Genomic DNA, 17,599 nt, shown 5'->3' with positions numbered 1-17,599 from the left:
TGCTTATTTTTGAGGTTTAAATTAAGGTAATTACACTAAGATTCCATTAAAGAGCGATAAAATAATTTTATCGTCTTCAAGAAGGTTCAGATTTGCCAGCGAATCTATTGATATAAACTCATTAATTTTTAGTCCAGGGCTTTCGTAAGTTTTGTACGCATTAGCGTAACGTAAATCTCCGATGTCTTTAACATAGAAAAGTTTTTGCATTTTATGATTTGACGCATTATAAATTTCCTCGTAATTCAAACCCACACTAGTTAACAACTCATTAACTAATACTATATGAATCAATACATGAAATAGCTGTTTGTCATTCTTTGGAATATTTAAATATTGCTTGATATCCTTTTGCTTGAAAGACCCGGAAGAAATAGAAAGTATTCTGAATGTTTGGTAGTTTGGTGGTATAAAAAGTGGAAAAATGCGTGTAATTTAACTTGCACGGCAATTTTTACATTTTTAGCGGAAATTTGGTCATAAAAAAAGCATCCCTGAGGATGCTTTTGATGTCATAGGTTGTTATTAACTATCTTTCTTTTGCTTCAGCTGATTTTGTTGACGCATGTAGCCATCTAATCTTGCCTGAAACTTTGATTTCTTTTTCTGGTCAGCAGGCTTTGCTTTATTGTCTTGCAAAGTTTTGTGAATCTTGTCATCATCAACCATTGACTTGATCAGAAATTGTTGAGCAAATGTCAACATATTTGCAAGGAAGTAGTAATAGTTAAGTCCAGCAGGATAGCTGTTCAGTACGCCAAGGAATACAATTGGCATAATGTAGCCAATGTATTTCATCTGACCGGTGGCACCAGATATCTGATTGTTGAAATAGGTGTAAATTAGAGTCGAGATTGTCATCAGGATACACATTAAACTCAAGTGGTTTCCAATGAATGGAATAGCAACTCCGAATTTAATGAAATCATCATAGGTAGATAGATCCTTCATCCATAAAAAGCTTTGACCCCTCAATTCGAAAAGGTTGGGGAAGAAAAAGAAGAAAGCCATCACAAAAGGTAACTGCAGCAGCATGGGAAGGCATCCACCTATAGGATTAACGCCGACTTGCTTATATAGTTTCAAATATTCCTGTTGTAAAAGGGTAGGATTATCATCGCCAACTTTCGCTTTGATCACATCCATTTCTGGCTTTAAGATTCTCATCTTAGCCATAGACAAGTAGGACTTGTAGGTAAGCGGAGACATCGCCAATTTAAGCGCTACAGTTAAAAGTAGAATAATCAAACCATAATTCCAGCCAAAGCTTTCTAACCAATTGAAAACAGGAAGCACGACAAATCTGTTAATATATTTTAATGGCCAATATCCCATATCTACTTGCTTCTCTATTTCATGTCCCTGAGCTTTAAGTGTGGAGAACTTGTTGGTTCCGAAATAAAAGTTCATTGGGTATGTTTGTGAAGCAAGCTGGTTAAATTGCAACTGCATGTTAGCAGCGTACCATTTTATTTCACCAGGCTTAGTACTCACTTTCACCTCTAAATCTCCTTTTTCAAAAGGAGATTTAGGGATAAGTACAGCAGAGAAAAAGTGTTGTTTGAACGAGAACCATTCGATTTTACCTTCTTTAAGTTCCTCTTTCTCATCTTTAGCTACATTTAGATGATTCGGGTCATGATCAATATATTTGTAATAAGGTGCAGAATAGCGTTGCTCATTTGACACAGATTTCTCTTGCTCAAGCAATATAGTTTCCCAATTTAACGAAATTGAATTTCCCTGAATAACCTGGTTCATTCCATTAAGATTGATTTTCATAGCAAGATTATTGCTGTTCGGTTTCAAATCATAATTGAATTCGATGAATTTATCTCCTTGATAATTCGCTTTCATACTTAAGGCTGTCCCGGTTTTTGTAGCTACAAAGAACAGCTCATTTGTACTTACCATCTTGCCGCCTATATTAAGATTAAGGCCAAACTTATTTTGACTTCCATCAAATAAAATCACTGGCTTACCCTCATAGGTTTTTTGACCTTTAACTTGTACCGATAAAATCTTACCACCCTTATTGCTAAAATTAATCTTTAGGCTTTCGTTTTCAAGAATTGAAACAGCTTCTTTTCCAGCAAGGTTATTACCAAACGGCCCTTTAAGTGTTGCTGAATCTAGTGTTGGAGTTGCCACTGGCACAACAGTATTGGGAGCATTAATCGTAACTGCAGATTTAACTGAATCTGCAGTTAATCTTTCTTTTTCTTTTTTAATATCAACTTCAGAAGGTTTAAAAAAGTAGAACGAACCTGCCAGAACGATCATGATCAGGAACAGTCCTGTAAAAGTATTTCTATCCATTATTATTAGTTAAACGCGTATTATTTGATTTTCTTCTTCGTAAACTCAACCGCGGCGGCGACAAATTTAACAAAAAGTGGGTGAGGATTAGCAACAGTTGATTTTAATTCAGGGTGAAATTGTCCGCCTACAAAGAATGGATGATTTTTAAGCTCTACAATCTCAACAAGCTTGCTTTCAGGATTGGTACCTGAAGCAATCATTCCAGCTTCTTCATAGCGACTTAAATAAGCATTATTAAACTCATAACGATGCCTATGTCGTTCTGTAATATGCGGTTTACCGTAGGCTGCAAATGCTTTACTTCCTTTTTTAAGATCGCAGGCATAGGCACCCAATCTCATGGTACCACCTTTGCTAGTCACGTTTTTCTGCTCTTCCATTATATTGATCACCGGATTTTCGGTATTTTCATCAATTTCTGTTGTATTTGCCGCAGTAAGGCCTAGAACATTGCGACCGAATTCTATAACCGCACATTGCATTCCAAGACAGATGCCGAAGAAAGGAATATTATTTTCGCGAACATATTTGATCGCATCAATTTTTCCTTCGATACCTCTGCTACCAAATCCTGGAGCGACTAAAAGACCGTCGAGGTGACCTAACTTTTCCCTCACATTGTCTGGATAAACTCCTTCAGAATGGATGTATTCTACTCTTACTTTGCATTCATTCCTTGCACCAGCGTGGACAAATGATTCAGTGATCGACTTATAAGCATCAGGGAGTTCGACATACTTACCCACTACGCCAATGACAACTTCAGAAATAGGATTTTTTAGGCGACCCAAAAAGTCCTTCCAGCTTTCCATATCAGGTTCATTCTTTTGAGCAAGCTTAAGCTTACTTAATACCGTCTTATCAAGTTGTTCCTTCATCATCAGCAAAGGAACATCATAAATTGTTGAAGCATCAATGGACTCAATAACCGCATTTACGTTCACATTACAGAATAATGCAATCTTTTTTCGAATGTCCTGATTGATGGGATGTTCTGTACGACAAACCAGAATGTCCGGTTGAATACCGTATTCAAGCAGTGCTTTTACAGAATGTTGAGTAGGTTTAGTCTTTAGCTCTCCAGCTGCAGCAAGGAAAGGGATCAAAGTTAAGTGGATTACAATAGCATTGTTGGCGCCTACTTCCCATTTAAACTGACGAACAGCCTCAATGAAAGGCAGAGATTCAATATCACCTACAGTTCCGCCAAGCTCAGTTATAATGATATCATATTTACCACTTTCACCAAGGATGCGCATGTTTCTTTTAATTTCATCAGTGATATGAGGGACTACCTGTACCGTTTTACCAAGATATTCACCAAGTCGTTCTTTGTTAATTACGTTTTGATAGATTCTTCCGGTTGTAATATTATTTGCCTGGGATGTAGGAACGTTTAAAAATCTTTCGTAGTGACCCAGATCAAGATCTGTTTCTGCACCATCTTCGGTCACATAACACTCGCCATGCTCGTAAGGATTTAATGTTCCGGGATCGATGTTGATGTAGGGATCGAATTTTTGAATGGTTACACTATAACCTCTTGCTTGTAGAAGTTTAGCTAATGAAGCGGAGATGATGCCCTTACCTAAAGAGGAAGTAACACCGCCCGTAACAAAAATATACTTAGTCATGTTGTGAGTTTGTGATATAAAGTAAGTGTTAAAACACAGACTTTATTGTTTTTGTACGGGATACAAAGCTAGTAAATAAATGCAGTTTTCTTGAATTAATAAAGATTTTGCAACAGAGGTGTAAGCTGTTCAGACTGAAAAACTTATAGTCTTACTTACGTTGAAACTATGGTGGGACTAACAGAAATCAAGATATTAAACAATAAATGCCCGGATGAACCGGGCACTTATTAAAATATATTTGGTTAGAATATGTTGTTAAAAAACTAATATTTAATGGCTGATCTTTTAAATGTACATAATAGAATACGAACATTATAAATTAATTTAAAATATTTTAATTCTTTCGAATGAAAGTTTTAAACTATTTGCAACAGTTATAGTAGACTTTCACCTCATTTTCTTTGGCAGACCAGCCAATATAAATCTTATCCTCTTTACCGAGTCGATAGAAAAAACCATTCAATCCGCTTCTTCTCAACTCCTCATAGAAAGCAAGGTCAGGAACATTTTTGTCTGGTGTTTCCATTTCTGTAATTGCCGGCTCCATGAAATTCTCTTCATCAAAAAAACGACTAACTTCTGATTGTAAGAATGTAGCTTGATTTTTCCCCTTTTTCAAGTCGATAGTAGCGTCGTAGTTTTTTAATAACGTAGCTGATGGAATATTCACCTGATATATTTCTCTTCCTTTTGAGTTGGTTATTCTGAAATCTAGTTTTTGGCTGTCTAAATTTGTACCACTTACCTTCACTGTAAAAGTATCTGCAAGAAGACTGTCACTAAACTTCTTCAAAACCTGACTTTTTATACCTGCGATTTGAGCAGTTCCCTCTCCATCTTGATCATTACAACCAAGATTGATTAGAAAAGGGAACAATATTATAAGCTTAAGTACTTTCATAAGCCACTTATTTTACTTAAATCTTCAGGTGTGTCAATTGCTATACTTTCAATCCTTGTTATTCTAGTCTTAATTCGATAGCCAGCTTCGATCCATCGCAACTGTTCTAGGCTTTCAGCAAGCTCAAGACTTGAAGCCTTCAATTTCGTGATGCTTTGCAGCGCCTGAACAGTATAGCCGTAAATCCCAATGTGTTTAAAAAAAACTCCCCTTTCTAGCCATTCAGTTTTAACCACGTTTCTTAAAAATGGAATGGTTTGTCGGCTGAAATAGATTGCTTCATCCAGATCGTTCAAAATTACTTTTGGAATATTTTCATTGAAAAGATCTTCCTGAATATCTATCCTTTTTATCAATGTTGCCAATTGAACAGTATGGTCATCGAAGCATGAAGCTAGCAAATCAACCTGTAAAGGATCGATGAAAGGCTCATCACCCTGAATGTTGATTACGGAATCGAAGCCCGTTAGTTTATTTATTACCTCTGCACATCTGTCTGTACCACTGATGTGTGTATTGGCCGTCATCACAAACCTTCCGCCAAACCTGGTCACTTCCTCAGCAATGCGATCATCATCGGTCGCTACAACGACATCCGCAAGCAAAGTCGACATACTGGCTTGCTCATAAACACGCTGGATCATACTCTTCCCTTGTATTTGCACCAGAGGCTTTCCAGGAAACCTAGTTGAAGCAAATCTTGCGGGTATGATACCAAGTATTTTCATTTAAAATAATCCGTTTATTTCTGCGTCGATAGCTTGGATAATGGTGCCAAGATCCTCGGGAGAATTTGTAAAGTCAAGTTTGTCTTTGTCTAAAATAAGCAGCTTTCCCAATTTATAATCTTTGATCCATGCTTCATATTTTTCATTCAACTTAGATAGGTAGTCGATTCTGATACTTGCTTCGTATTCACGACCCCGTCGTTGGATGTTGTTAACTAGTGTCGGTACAGATGCTCTAAGATAAACCAATAGGTCTGGTGGCTTGATAAATGAGGTGATGTTCGCAAATATTGCTTTGTAGTTTTGATGATCTCGCGAAGTCATCAAGCCCATTTCATGAAGATTATCCGCAAAGATATGGGCATCTTCATAAATCGTACGATCCTGAATCACATTTCTGTTAAAGTTCTCAATGTCTACGATTTGTTGAAATCTGCTGTTCAAAAAATAGATTTGAAGGTTGAAGCTCCAGCGCTTCATGTCGCTATAAAAGTCTTCTAAATAAGGATTATTGTCAACCGCCTCATATAGGGCTTCTGAATTATAATGTTTTGCCAGTAAACTTGTTAACGTCGTTTTTCCTGCGCCGATATTTCCAACTATTGCTATGTGCATATGTATTTGTTATAACTAAATGTGTTTGATCGACAACGAAAGTAAGGTAGTAATTTTACTTTAAATGTTAAAAGGATTTAAATCCGATAAGTGATCTAACCTCTTTAATCGTCTTCTGCGCACTCTCTTTTGCTTTTTCTGCGCCCCGCTTTGCTACTTTAGCGAGGTAAGTATTATCTTCTGATAGCGCCTCAATCCGTTCTCTGATCGGAGAATTAAAAACTATCATATCCTCTGCCAATTGCTTTTTAAAATCACCATATCTAATGGCCATACCATTGTACAGGCTATCAAAATGAGCGAGGGTATCAGCAGATGAAACAATCTTCATCAAGTCAAACAAGTTTTGAACAGCTTCAGGCTTAGATTGATTCTCTGTAATCGGACCTCCATCTGTAACTGCTCTTGACACCTTTTTGCGAATAACCTCCGCCGTGTCAGCAAGATATATGCAACTGATATCACCCTCAGACTTGCTCATTTTACCTTTTCCATCCAAGCCAGGAACTTTAACCAGGTTTTCTGAATAATTAAAAGCAAAAGGTTCAGGGAAATATTCTGCATTATACAGTCGATTGAATCTATTGCCGAAAGTACGAGTCATCTCTAAGTGCTGTTCCTGATCCTTTCCAACAGGAACTTTTGTAGCCTTATGCAATAATATATCAGCAGCCATTAATGCCGGGTAAGTAAGCAATCCTGCATTAACATTATCTGGCTGAGACCTTATTTTATCCTTAAATGAAGTGCTTCTTTCCAGTTCTCCTAAGTAGGCGATCATATTTAAATACAGGTAAAGCTCTGTAACTTCAGGTACATCTGATTGGATGTATATTGTGCTTTGTTCAGGGTCGATGCCGCAAGCAAGATACTCTACCAAAACGTGCCTTACATAACCATGTAAGTCTTGGGGAGTTGGGTGGGTAGTTAAAGAATGCAGATCTGCAATAAAAAAGAAACAATTATAATCATATTGCATCTTCACAAAATTCGTAACGGCACCAAAATAATTTCCAAGGTGTAATTTACCCGTCGGACGTATTCCGCTAACTACAGTTTCTTTCATGGGTCGAAATTAATAAAAAACGATAAGTTGGCAGGTTATAATTTCAATTTTTGTAATATTGAATTCATGATAAGAATTCTAAGGAAGATTCACTGGTTCTACTCCATACTGGTAATATTCATCTTTTCTCTCCTATTCTACCCAGTTTATTATCTATTTTCAAGTAATGAAAGGTACTATAATCTGCTAAACAGTTCTCGTCAGTTACACAGTCGAATATGTAGTTTATTTATGGGGGTATTCTATAGATTTGAATATGAGGTTAAACTAAATAGAGGGCAGAATTATGTCTTTTGCGCCAATCATAGTTCTAATCTCGACATTATGATTTTATGTATCCTGGGGAGAGGAAGATTTCATTTCCTGGGTAAAGAAGAATTGCTGAATAATCCGGTATTAAAGCTGTTCTTTAGAACGATTGACGTTCCGGTGAATCGTGATAGCAAGATGTCTTCATTTAAGGCCTTTAAAAAAGTTGGCGAGAATCTGGATAATGGAATGAGTCTCATCATTTTTCCAGAAGGGAAGATTGATGAATATCACTATCCGCCCATTCTGCAACCTTTTAAAAACGGACCGTTTCGGCTCGCCATCGAAAAAAACGTTCCTATAGTAGCTGTGAGTTTACAAGATGTCTGGAAGAAAATGTGGGATGATGGATCGAAACACGGAACCAGGCCAGGGCTTTGTCACGTCTACATACATAAGCCCTTAGCAACTGCAGAATTCAAAATTGAAGATTCAGATATGTTGAAAGACCGTATCTTTGCAATGATAAATACGAAAATCTCAGAATGATCATAGACAAGCAGACCATTACTAAAGTTGCAAATCTTGCCAGAATCGAAATACAAGAAAATGATGTCGAAGAGTTGATCATGGACATGAACAAGATTTTAACGTTCATGGAAAAGTTGAATGAACTGGACACAAATGGAGTAGAGCCTTTAGTTTACATGAACTCAGATGAAAATGTATGGCGAGAAGATTTGGTAAACCAGGAAATCACCGTAGAAGACGGACTTAAGAATGCGACACTTCATAATGACCGCTTTTTTCTTGTACCGAAGATCATCGAAAAGTAAATAAACTCTTTAATTAGTTCTGTAAATTGTAACATAACCACCCTTGTAGCGGTCTAAGCCTAAAAAACACCAATGAATAAAGCATTAATTAATATTAAAGATATAGGCCGTAAGTACGTGATAGGTTCGGAGGTGATTCATGCTTTGAAGTCAGTTTCCCTGGATATTTTTAAAGGGGAGTTCGTTGCCTTGATGGGTCCATCGGGATCTGGCAAATCAACCTTGATGAACATTCTAGGTTGCCTTGATACACCAAGTAAAGGTGATTACATCTTAAATGGCACTAATGTTAGCCAGATGAGCGATAATCAACTGGCAGAAGTCAGAAACAAAGAGATCGGTTTCGTTTTTCAAACGTTTAACTTGCTTCCTCGTTCAACTTCCCTTGATAATGTAGCTTTACCATTGATCTATGCAGGTGTAAATCAAAAGGATAGGGATGCTCGTGCTCATAAGGCTCTCGAAAATGTGGGCCTTGGTAACAGGGTCACCCATAAGCCAAATGAATTGTCTGGTGGACAACGTCAAAGGGTTGCAGTTGCAAGGGCATTGATAAATAATCCTTCGATTATACTTGCGGATGAACCAACTGGTAATCTTGATACAAAAACATCAATCGAGATTATGGGTCTTCTGGAAGAGATCCATAGCAAAGGAAACACAATTATTCTCGTTACGCACGAAGAGGATATTGCACAGCACGCACACAGAATCGTAAGGATGCGTGATGGTTTGATAGAAAAGGATTATTTGAACACAGATATTAAAACTGTATCGCCACGACTGTCAAATTTGGAGAAAAGAGGTGGGGATTTTGAAAAAATTGAATAATCATTGATGAAGATTTATACCAAGACAGGTGACAAGGGTGTCACATCACTAATTGGGGGAACACGCGTACAAAAGTCTGACATAAGAATAGATTGCTATGGTACTGTCGATGAACTGAATTCGTACATTGGACTGATTGCCTGTCAGAATATATCTTTGGTCTACCAAGAGTATTTAAAAGCAATACAAGACCGTCTTTTTACGGTGGGGGCGTATCTAGCTTCTGATCCAGAAAGTTCAAGAATGAAAATCCCTGATCTCAACGACTTTGATATTAAGTTCTTAGAAGATCAAATGGATGAAATGGCTACAGAGCTTCCAGAATTGAAACATTTTATACTTCCTGGCGGGAATACCGTGGTATCCTACTGCCATTTGGCTAGGTGTGTTTGCAGAAAAGCTGAAAGATTGGTTGTGCAGTTAAGTTTGCAGTCGCATGTTGACGACAAAATGTTGATCTACTTAAATCGTCTAAGCGATTATTTATTTGTTTTGGCTAGAAAGCTAAATTTAGATGCTGGAACACCAGAAAATATCTGGAATCCTCGTCAGTAAAAAAGTGGAAAAATAAGTTTGTTTTGGTCAGTATTTTTAATATACTTTTGCAAACATTAATTTAAAAATAATTAGGTAACAAAATATGTATTGGACATTAGAACTCGCATCGCATTTGGAAGACGCTCCATGGCCTGCAACGAAAGACGAATTGATTGATTATGGTATCAGATCTGGAGCACCTGTTGAGGTGATTGAAAATTTACAAGCACTTGAGGATGATGGTGAGCCGTACGAAACCATAGAGGAAATATGGCCTGATTATCCAACTAAGGATGACTTCTTCTTCAACGAGGACGAATATTAGTTATATTTAAAATGAAGGCTGCACTAAGATTTGGTCTTTCTTATTTTTGGAACGATGATTGTTTAGAGATTGTCATGGAAGTGTTATGCTTCTTGAACTATTTAAAAAAACAGAACATTAAAAGTTAACATTATGGGAAATCTACTTTATCTAGTCGCTGTTGTATTAGTAATACTATGGATAATCGGCTTCTTTTTTCAAGGCTTCGGACCAGACGTTGGTAATCTAATTCACATTCTATTGGTGATCGCTGTAATTGCAATTATCCTAAAACTGATAAACAGGGTAGCTTAATTACAGACTAAATAAAAAAAACGCCCTTAATTTAAGGGCGTTTTTTTTTGATCATAAGTGATGCGATAGCTATATCTTCGGGATAAGTGATCTTAATATTCTCCCTGTTACCTTCGATTATGTTGATATTGAACCCATAATGCTCCATCACCTGAGCATCGTCTGTAAATTCAGCTCTATAATCTATTTCGTAAGCCTTTTTTAGTTGATTAACCTGAAAGGTTTGAGGGGTTTGTATAAGCTTTAGTTTGGCTCTGTCCAATGCTTGGGTTTTGCCATCAGGAAAAGTGTTTCTTACAGAATCAACAGGAGAAAATCCAACAACACTGTTTCCTTTTGTAAGCGCGACCTCAAATGAATTGCGGACAACATCATCAGAAACCAAGGGGCGAGCTGCATCGTGAATTGCGACAATACCATCGTCTTTAATCTGGGCAAGACCACTTTTTACGGAATCAAATCGCTGTGGACCGCTATTAGCCAAGATGTGAGGGACAGTAAAATTATGCTTATCACACAAGTTAAGCCAGTACTTTTGCATTTCTTTACCTAAAACAATGATTATTTCTGGCTTTTGGGGACAGTTGAAGAAAACTTCAATTGCATGCATCATCACAGGGCGTCCTTCTAATAGCAAAAATTGTTTGGGAATAGAATTATCCATTCTATTCCCTGAACCTCCCGCAACTATTATTGCATAATAGTTCATAAAGAAATTAGATGATCAACATTGCATCGCCATAGCTGTAAAAGCGGTATTTCTCTTTCAGTGCAACTTCATATGCGTTTCTTACATAATCATAACCACCAAAGGCGCTTACCATCATGAGCAAAGTTGACTCTGGCGTATGGAAATTGGTAATCATAGAATTGGCAATACTGAATTCATATGGAGGAAAGATGAACTTGCTTGTCCAGTCGTTAGCTGGTTTTAACCTTCCGCCACTTGAAACCGCAGATTCAATAGAACGCATTGAAGTAGTACCTACTGCACATACTTTTCTCTTTTCTTCAATCGCTTTATTGACGATGTCAGCATCTTTCTGCTCGATAATGTACTGCTCAGAGTCCATCTTATGTTTTGTAAGATCTTCAACTTCAACAGACCTGAACGTTCCTAAACCTACGTGCAAAGTAACCTCTGCAAAGTTAATACCTTTCAATTCGAGACGTTTCATCAACTCCCTGCTAAAGTGTAAACCGGCAGTTGGAGCAGCTACTGCACCTTCGTGCTTAGCAAAAATTGTTTGATAACGTTCTTTATCCTGAGCAGTTGCTTTGCGTTTTATATATTTTGGTAGTGGAGTTTCCCCCAATATTTCAATATTCTTTCTGAACTCTTCATTAGTACCATCAAAAAGGAAACGAATTGTACGGCCACGGGAAGTAGTATTATCGACAACTTCTGCAACTAGCAAGTCATCGTCACCGAAATAAAGTTTATTTCCAACACGAATTTTACGAGCTGGATCCACCAGCACGTCCCATAACCTCAGCTCTTTGTTCAATTCACGCAGTAAGAATACTTCGATAGTTGCACCAGTTTTCTCTTTATTGCCATAAAGGCGAGCAGGGAAAACTTTTGTGTTATTCAAGATCATCACATCCTGGTCGTCAAAATAACCTAAAACGTCCTTGAATATTTTGTGTTCAATTTTGCCACTGTCTTTGTGTAAAACCATTAGACGAGCTTCGTCTCTTTGGTCAGAAGGAGTATTGGCGATTAGAGACTCTGGTAAATTAAACTTAAATTGAGATAACTTCATATTTTTCGATGTGATAATTGAGGGCGCAAATTTACAAATTATTATTTTCTTTTTTATAAATAGATTGTTACAGGTAATTTCCCAATCCGTATTGTATCTTTTGCAATATATGAGTTACAGGTGTAACCTTTTTAGGTACTTTTGGTCTAAGATGTAATTATGATAATTTTTAGACTAATAGGTGAAAGTTTTCGGTTTGCCGCCGATGCACTCCGCCAGAATAAAACACGTACCATATTGTCTCTCCTTGGGATTACCATTGGTATTTTTACCATTATTTTCGTTTTCTCAGCTGTAGATACCCTTAGGAGTAAACTTCAGGAAAGCGTAGATAAACTGGGGTCTAAAACTGTATTCGTTCAAAAATGGCCATGGGGAGGGTTTGGAGATTATCCGTGGTGGAAATATGTAAATCGTCCTGAACCATCTCTTAGAGACTACGATTTGCTTAAAAATCGTTTGGAATATGCACAAGGTGTATCATTTGAAATCTCAGCGAACTCACGGACGGTTAAATATAGAAGCAGTTCAGTGGAAGGTGTTGGCATTAGGGCAGCATCGCAAGATTTCAATAAAACATGGAACCTGGATTTTCAGGATGGAAGATATTTTACAGAAAACGAAGGAAGGGCTGGTTCGCCCGTGGTTCTGTTGGGCGCAGATGTAGCCGAGGGACTCTTCGATGGTAATGACCCTATTGGCAAGTCAATCACCGTAATGGGCCGAAAGCTGAATGTTGTTGGCGTTTTCAAAAAAGAGGGTGAGGACATGATGGGAATGTCTCAAGATAAAAACATCGTTATGAACCTCAATTTTGCAAAAGGAATTATGGATGTAGAAAGCCAGCGGTACGACCCGACAATCACTGTGAGGGGCTACGAGAATATAGATCTTGATGAAATTGAAAGTGAAATTAGAGGAGCTTTACGCTCCATAAGGAGAATAACGCCCGGAGCTGAAGAAGATTTTGCCTTAAACAAAAGTACCATCGCTTCCAACCAGTTAGATCAGATGTTTAAAATGGTAGATATCGCTGGATGGGTAATTGGTGGATTTTCTATTTTGGTAGGAGGGTTTGGAATCGCAAATATTATGTTCGTATCAGTTAAGGAGCGGACAAATATTATTGGAATACAGAAATCACTGGGCGCAAAAAACTACTTTATACTTTTACAGTTTCTCTTTGAGGCTGTAGCACTATGTCTAATGGGAGGGGCCTTAGGTTTGTTGTTTGTGTATCTGCTGACGTTGGGAATAACAGCTGCGGGGTTTGAAATGATATTGTTCTTTAAAAATGTTGTTCTTGGTATAGGAATATCTTTTGTTATTGGGACGATTTCCGGGTTTTGGCCGGCTTTCTCCGCTTCGAGACTAGACCCTGTAGAAGCCATACGTTCTTAACGTAAAAGACACGTTTTGTAAAAAACACAAGCCCTTTCAAAATTTCTGTGAAAGGGCTTGTTAAGTTTAAAATGTATTTTTTAGCTAAGTTTTGCAAGCGCATCTTTAATTCTTGTTACCGCTTTGCGAAGTTGCTCTTCAGATGCTGCGTAGGAAATCCTAATACAGTCCTCATTGCCAAAGGCTTCTCCAGTAACAGTTGAAACGTGTGCCTCATTCAGAAGATATAAAGAAAGATCTTCAGCGTTATTGATTTTAGTAACTCCGTTACTTGTTCCGAAATAAGATTTAATCTCCGGGAAGAAGTAGAATGCGCCATCTGGAAGATTAACTTTAACACCAGGAATCTCAGTAAGCAATGCAAAAACGATATCTCGTCTTTTTTTGAATTCGGAAACCATCTCATTTACGGTGTCAAGTCCACCCTGATACGCTGCCAATGCAGCACGTTGAGCGATAGAAGAAGTCCCAGAAGTAATTTGTCCCTGTAGTTTGTCACATGCATTGGCGATTTCTTTATTGGAAGCCATATAGCCAACTCTCCATCCAGTCATTGCGTAAGACTTCGAGAAACCGTTGATCAAAATTACTCTCTCTTTAATAGAATCGAATTCAGCAATTGAAGCGTGTTTTCCGACGAAGTTGATGTGCTCATAAATTTCATCAGAGATGATGTATATGTTTGGATGCTTTTCAAATACTGCAACCAAGTCTGCAAGCTCTTCTTTTGTATATACCGACCCGGTAGGATTACAAGGAGAAGAGAACATGAATAATTTAGTTTTTGGGGTTATTGCCGCCTCTAGCTGAGCTCCTGTAATCTTGAAGGTGTTCTCCACAGTTGAATTAATAAACACAGTCTTGCCTTCGCCTAATTTAATCATTTCAGAATAGGACACCCAGTATGGAGTAGGAACGATGACCTCATCTCCTGGATCTACTAAACACATTACTGCGTTGGCTAACGACTGTTTTGCGCCTGTAGAAACAACAATCTGATCAAAGGTATAAGATAAACCATTTTCTCTTAGAAGTTTGTCGGCAACTGATTTTCTCAGATCAGGATATCCTGATACTGGAGTGTAGTAAGAGTAGTTTTCGTCAATGGCGGTCTTGGCAGCCTCCTTCACAAATTCAGGAGTAAAAAAGTCTGGTTCGCCAAAACTCAGATTAATAACGTCTATCCCTTTTGAGGACAGTTCTCTTCCTAACTTCGCCATTTTAATAGTCTGCGACTCAGATAGGTTGTTGATTCTTTTGGATAAAAATGTCATAGTTTATAGTGCTCAGCAAATTTAATTTTGTGCGAACGCAAATATATGAACCTCACGGAATTATAAACTAAATAAAATACTTTTAAATGTTATCCGGATCGTATAGCGTATTTTTGAATTTCAAACCCTTCCAAATTTGCAACCTAAAAAGAAAGCAATACTTCTGTCATTGTGTGTTAGCATTTTGCTAATGCTGGCGAAATTTGTAGCTTATTTCATCACACAATCAAATGCAATCCTTACCGATGCTTTAGAAAGTGTTGTAAACGTTTTGGCCAGCGGTTTTGCATTCTATAGCATATATCTTGCGACATTGCCAAAAGACACAAATCATCCCTATGGCCATGGTAAAGTGGAATTTTTCTCGGCTTTTCTAGAAGGAGCCCTTATTAGTATCGCAGGAGTCATAATTATTTTTAAATCGGGCTATGATCTCGTCTTCTTCAAGCCAATATTTCAACTTTTTCAGGGTGCAATTATAATTGGAGCCACTGGTGTTGTTAACCTTTTAGTTGGTTATTACCTGATAAGTATAGGAAAGCAACATCGATCCATTACGCTAGAAGCAGATGGAAAGCATTTGCTAACGGATGCAATAACAAGTGCCGGTCTGGTGATAGGTGTTCTATTAATCCAGCTAACACAAATATTTTGGCTTGATAGTTTGATTTCGATAATACTAGGATTCTATATTATTTATAATGGATACCTGCTTACCAGACGATCAGTTGGTGGATTAATGGATGAGAGTAATACAGAATTAGTAAAAGATATCATATCCATTTTACAAAAATACAGGCGTGATCCCTGGGTTGATATTCATAATCTTAGAGCACAGCAATACGGCGCTGACCTCCATATAGACTGTCATGTTACAATGCCATATTACTATAACCTCAATCAGGTGCATCAAGAAATTTCTGATCTGGATAGAATTATCAATGGTGAAGCTACACACAAAACTGAGCTTTTTATACATACTGACCCATGCTTACCGGATTGTTGTAATTACTGTAAAATGCAAAACTGTGCAGTCAGGGCTCATCCTTTTAATCAGGAGATTGAATGGACTATTAACAATGCCACCAAGAACCAAAAACATTTTGACCAATGAGCTATTTTAATGTAAGAGTATATGGAGTACTTATAAACCACGATAATAAAGTGCTGATTTCAGATGAGCAGTCTGGCGGCAGAACTTTTAGTAAATTTCCAGGCGGCGGACTTGAGTTGGGCGAAGGCTTAATTGAAGCACTCAAAAGAGAATTTATGGAAGAATGCAACTCGGAAATTGAAGTAGTAAGCCATTTTTATACTACTGACTTTTACGAGCAGTCCTCTTTCAATGATAGTCAGATTTTAAGCATCTACTATCTTGTTAAAGAATCAAAACCGCTTGTTTTAACATTTAAAACTACGGCTTTTGATTTCGATGCAGATTCTCACCAGTCCTTCAGATGGGTAAGCTTGTCTGAGTTAAAAGCTGAAGATGTAACTTTTCGTACTGATAAAACTGTTATTGAGCTATTATTGAAACAAATTGATTTATGACATTAGCTGAGAGAGATAAAGCTGTTATTTGGCATCCATACACGCAAATGAAAGGTGCGCTGCCTAATATTCCGATAGTGAGAGGCGAGGGCGCGCATTTGTTCGATCAAGATGGCAAGAAATATATAGATGCTGTTTCTAGTTGGTGGGTAAATATTCATGGACATGCGCACCCCTATATCGCAGAAAAAGTTGCTGAGCAGTTAAGGGTTTTAGAGCATGTGATTTTTGCGGGTTTCACACATGAACCTGCAGTGTTACTTGCAGAAAGATTGTTGCCGTTGCTGCCAGGAAAACAAGAGAAGGTATTTTACAGCGATAATGGGTCCACCGCAGTTGAAGTCGCCATCAAGATGTGTTTGCAGTTTTGGGTTAATACTACGCCTGCTCCAAGAACAAAGATCATTGCGTTTAAAGATGCCTATCATGGCGATACTTTTGGAGCGATGTCGGTAAGTGGTAGAAGTATATTTACCGACCCATTTAAATCTTTGCTATTTGATGTAGAATTTATAGACCTGCCTAATGCTCAAAATATCGAGCAATTGAAGTTTAAGATCAATTATTTATCCAACGAAGTGGCCTGCTTCATATTCGAGCCGAGAGTTTTAGGTGCAGGTGGAATGTTGATGTATAAGGCAGAATACTTGGATCAACTTTTAAGTACTTGTCAGAATCATGGAATCCTAACGATTGCAGACGAGGTGATGACTGGTTTTGGGCGAACAGGTACGTTCTTCTCTTGTGAAGTGCTTAACAATGAGCCTGACCTATTTTGCCTATCCAAGGGCTTAACTGGAGGCACAATGCCACTGGGAATTACAACCTGTAACAGGAAAATATTTGAAGCGTTTCTGAGTGATGATAAGTTAAAAACTTTATATCACGGACATTCATTTACTGCCAACCCTGTTTCAATAGCTGCCTCACTTGCTAGTCTTGATATTCTGCTCAATCCTAGAACGATTGAGAATATCCAAAGAATTAGCGAAAAACATAGCGTGTTTGCAAGAACCATTACCGGACATCCCAAACTAAAAGATGTTAGGCAAACAGGTACTATTCTGGCAATGGAATGGGAAACTGGAGGCAACACATCCTATTTAAGTGAGTTAAGAAATAATTTATATTTATTCTTCTTAGAGAAGGGAATAATTTTGCGCCCATTAGGTAACATCCTTTACATTTTGCCACCTTATGTGATTAGTAATCAGGATCTCGACTATATTTACGAAACGATTCATCAAGCTTTAAAAGATTTATAAT

General features: G+C 37.7%; 20 protein-coding genes. 10 read left to right on the top strand and 10 right to left on the bottom strand.

Translation table 11 applies throughout. The features are described from left to right. Nucleotides 1-30 precede the first annotated feature (30 nt). The 7 genes from ACHFIZ_RS16420 to trpS all read right to left on the bottom strand — a co-directional run bounded on the left by ACHFIZ_RS16420 (nucleotide 31) and on the right by trpS (nucleotide 7,269). Nucleotides 31-210, bottom strand: coding sequence for a hypothetical protein (locus tag ACHFIZ_RS16420; protein WP_410887802.1), 180 nt, complete (start codon nucleotides 208-210; stop codon nucleotides 31-33). A 315-nt stretch (nucleotides 211-525) separates the two neighbouring features. Continuing rightward, nucleotides 526-2,319, bottom strand: a complete 1,794-nt coding sequence (yidC, locus tag ACHFIZ_RS16415) for a membrane protein insertase YidC (RefSeq protein WP_410887800.1) — start codon at nucleotides 2,317-2,319, stop codon at nucleotides 526-528. Nucleotides 2,320-2,339: 20 nt separating this feature from the next. Next, nucleotides 2,340-3,956 (bottom strand): CTP synthase, encoded by a 1,617-nt coding sequence (locus ACHFIZ_RS16410; protein ID WP_410887798.1) that lies wholly within the window; start codon nucleotides 3,954-3,956, stop codon nucleotides 2,340-2,342. A 364-nt stretch (nucleotides 3,957-4,320) separates the two neighbouring features. After that, on the bottom strand, nucleotides 4,321-4,860 hold the full coding sequence (locus ACHFIZ_RS16405) for a hypothetical protein (RefSeq protein WP_410887796.1): 540 nt from the start codon (nucleotides 4,858-4,860) through the stop codon (nucleotides 4,321-4,323). Next, entirely contained in the window at nucleotides 4,857-5,588 is a 732-nt protein-coding gene (gene kdsB / locus ACHFIZ_RS16400; protein ID WP_410887794.1) for a 3-deoxy-manno-octulosonate cytidylyltransferase, read from the bottom strand. The genes ACHFIZ_RS16405 and kdsB overlap by 4 nt, the downstream gene beginning before the upstream one ends. After that, complete coding sequence (locus ACHFIZ_RS16395) at nucleotides 5,589-6,203, bottom strand: deoxynucleoside kinase (RefSeq protein ID WP_410887792.1); 615 nt, start codon at nucleotides 6,201-6,203, stop codon at nucleotides 5,589-5,591. 67 nt (nucleotides 6,204-6,270) lie between these two features. After that, nucleotides 6,271-7,269 carry a tryptophan--tRNA ligase gene (gene trpS / locus ACHFIZ_RS16390; RefSeq protein WP_410887790.1) on the bottom strand — a complete coding sequence of 333 codons (999 nt, stop codon included), beginning with the start codon at nucleotides 7,267-7,269 and terminating at the stop codon, nucleotides 6,271-6,273. A gap of 66 nt (nucleotides 7,270-7,335) precedes the next feature. Here trpS and ACHFIZ_RS16385 point away from each other — a divergent pair, with 66 nt between their 5' ends. The 6 genes from ACHFIZ_RS16385 to ACHFIZ_RS16360 all read left to right on the top strand — a co-directional run bounded on the left by ACHFIZ_RS16385 (nucleotide 7,336) and on the right by ACHFIZ_RS16360 (nucleotide 10,341). Next, nucleotides 7,336-8,067 (top strand): lysophospholipid acyltransferase family protein, encoded by a 732-nt coding sequence (locus ACHFIZ_RS16385; RefSeq protein ID WP_410887788.1) that lies wholly within the window; start codon nucleotides 7,336-7,338, stop codon nucleotides 8,065-8,067. Beyond that, nucleotides 8,064-8,354, top strand: coding sequence for an Asp-tRNA(Asn)/Glu-tRNA(Gln) amidotransferase subunit GatC (gatC, locus tag ACHFIZ_RS16380; protein ID WP_410887786.1), 291 nt, complete (start codon nucleotides 8,064-8,066; stop codon nucleotides 8,352-8,354). Before ACHFIZ_RS16385 ends, gatC begins: the two co-directional genes overlap by 4 nt. A 72-nt stretch (nucleotides 8,355-8,426) precedes the next feature. Then, on the top strand, nucleotides 8,427-9,185 hold the full coding sequence (locus ACHFIZ_RS16375) for an ABC transporter ATP-binding protein (protein ID WP_410887784.1): 759 nt from the start codon (nucleotides 8,427-8,429) through the stop codon (nucleotides 9,183-9,185). Nucleotides 9,186-9,191: 6 nt separating this feature from the next. Further along, complete coding sequence (locus ACHFIZ_RS16370; protein WP_410887782.1) at nucleotides 9,192-9,740, top strand: cob(I)yrinic acid a,c-diamide adenosyltransferase; 549 nt, start codon at nucleotides 9,192-9,194, stop codon at nucleotides 9,738-9,740. 85 nt (nucleotides 9,741-9,825) lie between these two features. After that, nucleotides 9,826-10,047 carry a DUF2795 domain-containing protein gene (locus ACHFIZ_RS16365; protein WP_008240955.1) on the top strand — a complete coding sequence of 74 codons (222 nt, stop codon included), beginning with the start codon at nucleotides 9,826-9,828 and terminating at the stop codon, nucleotides 10,045-10,047. Between the two features lie 132 nt (nucleotides 10,048-10,179). After that, complete coding sequence (locus ACHFIZ_RS16360) at nucleotides 10,180-10,341, top strand: lmo0937 family membrane protein (protein WP_410887780.1); 162 nt, start codon at nucleotides 10,180-10,182, stop codon at nucleotides 10,339-10,341. 31 nt (nucleotides 10,342-10,372) lie between these two features. Here ACHFIZ_RS16360 and ACHFIZ_RS16355 read toward each other — a convergent pair whose 3' ends face one another. Beyond that, complete coding sequence (locus ACHFIZ_RS16355) at nucleotides 10,373-11,050, bottom strand: 2-C-methyl-D-erythritol 4-phosphate cytidylyltransferase (protein WP_410887778.1); 678 nt, start codon at nucleotides 11,048-11,050, stop codon at nucleotides 10,373-10,375. Nucleotides 11,051-11,057: 7 nt separating this feature from the next. Next, nucleotides 11,058-12,107, bottom strand: coding sequence for a tRNA preQ1(34) S-adenosylmethionine ribosyltransferase-isomerase QueA (queA, locus tag ACHFIZ_RS16350; RefSeq protein ID WP_410887776.1), 1,050 nt, complete (start codon nucleotides 12,105-12,107; stop codon nucleotides 11,058-11,060). A gap of 159 nt (nucleotides 12,108-12,266) precedes the next feature. Here queA and ACHFIZ_RS16345 point away from each other — a divergent pair, with 159 nt between their 5' ends. Then, nucleotides 12,267-13,508, top strand: a complete 1,242-nt coding sequence (locus tag ACHFIZ_RS16345) for an ABC transporter permease (RefSeq protein WP_410887774.1) — start codon at nucleotides 12,267-12,269, stop codon at nucleotides 13,506-13,508. Nucleotides 13,509-13,588: 80 nt separating this feature from the next. On the opposite strand, the gene ACHFIZ_RS16340 is transcribed toward ACHFIZ_RS16345, so the two are convergent. Beyond that, the gene (locus tag ACHFIZ_RS16340; protein WP_410887772.1) at nucleotides 13,589-14,782 is read right to left on the bottom strand and encodes a pyridoxal phosphate-dependent aminotransferase; all 1,194 of its coding nucleotides are present in this window, start codon (nucleotides 14,780-14,782) and stop codon (nucleotides 13,589-13,591) included. A 190-nt stretch (nucleotides 14,783-14,972) separates the two neighbouring features. Between ACHFIZ_RS16340 and ACHFIZ_RS16335 the strand changes: the two genes are divergently transcribed. From ACHFIZ_RS16335 to bioA, 3 genes are read left to right on the top strand one after another with little or no spacing between them, the layout of a single operon-like run. Further along, the gene (locus ACHFIZ_RS16335; RefSeq protein ID WP_410887770.1) at nucleotides 14,973-15,896 is read left to right on the top strand and encodes a cation diffusion facilitator family transporter; all 924 of its coding nucleotides are present in this window, start codon (nucleotides 14,973-14,975) and stop codon (nucleotides 15,894-15,896) included. Then, complete coding sequence (locus tag ACHFIZ_RS16330) at nucleotides 15,893-16,333, top strand: NUDIX domain-containing protein (protein ID WP_410887768.1); 441 nt, start codon at nucleotides 15,893-15,895, stop codon at nucleotides 16,331-16,333. The genes ACHFIZ_RS16335 and ACHFIZ_RS16330 overlap by 4 nt, the downstream gene beginning before the upstream one ends. Next, nucleotides 16,330-17,598: an adenosylmethionine--8-amino-7-oxononanoate transaminase gene (bioA, locus tag ACHFIZ_RS16325; RefSeq protein ID WP_410887766.1), complete on the top strand. Its 1,269-nt coding sequence runs from the start codon at nucleotides 16,330-16,332 to the stop codon at nucleotides 17,596-17,598. Before ACHFIZ_RS16330 ends, bioA begins: the two co-directional genes overlap by 4 nt. The last annotated feature ends 1 nt before the right edge of the window (nucleotide 17,599 follow it).

The organism is Pedobacter sp. JCM 36344 (assembly GCF_046546555.1).
Classification (GTDB): domain Bacteria; phylum Bacteroidota; class Bacteroidia; order Sphingobacteriales; family Sphingobacteriaceae; genus Pedobacter.
This window is presented reverse-complemented; position numbering and strand designations above follow the sequence as displayed.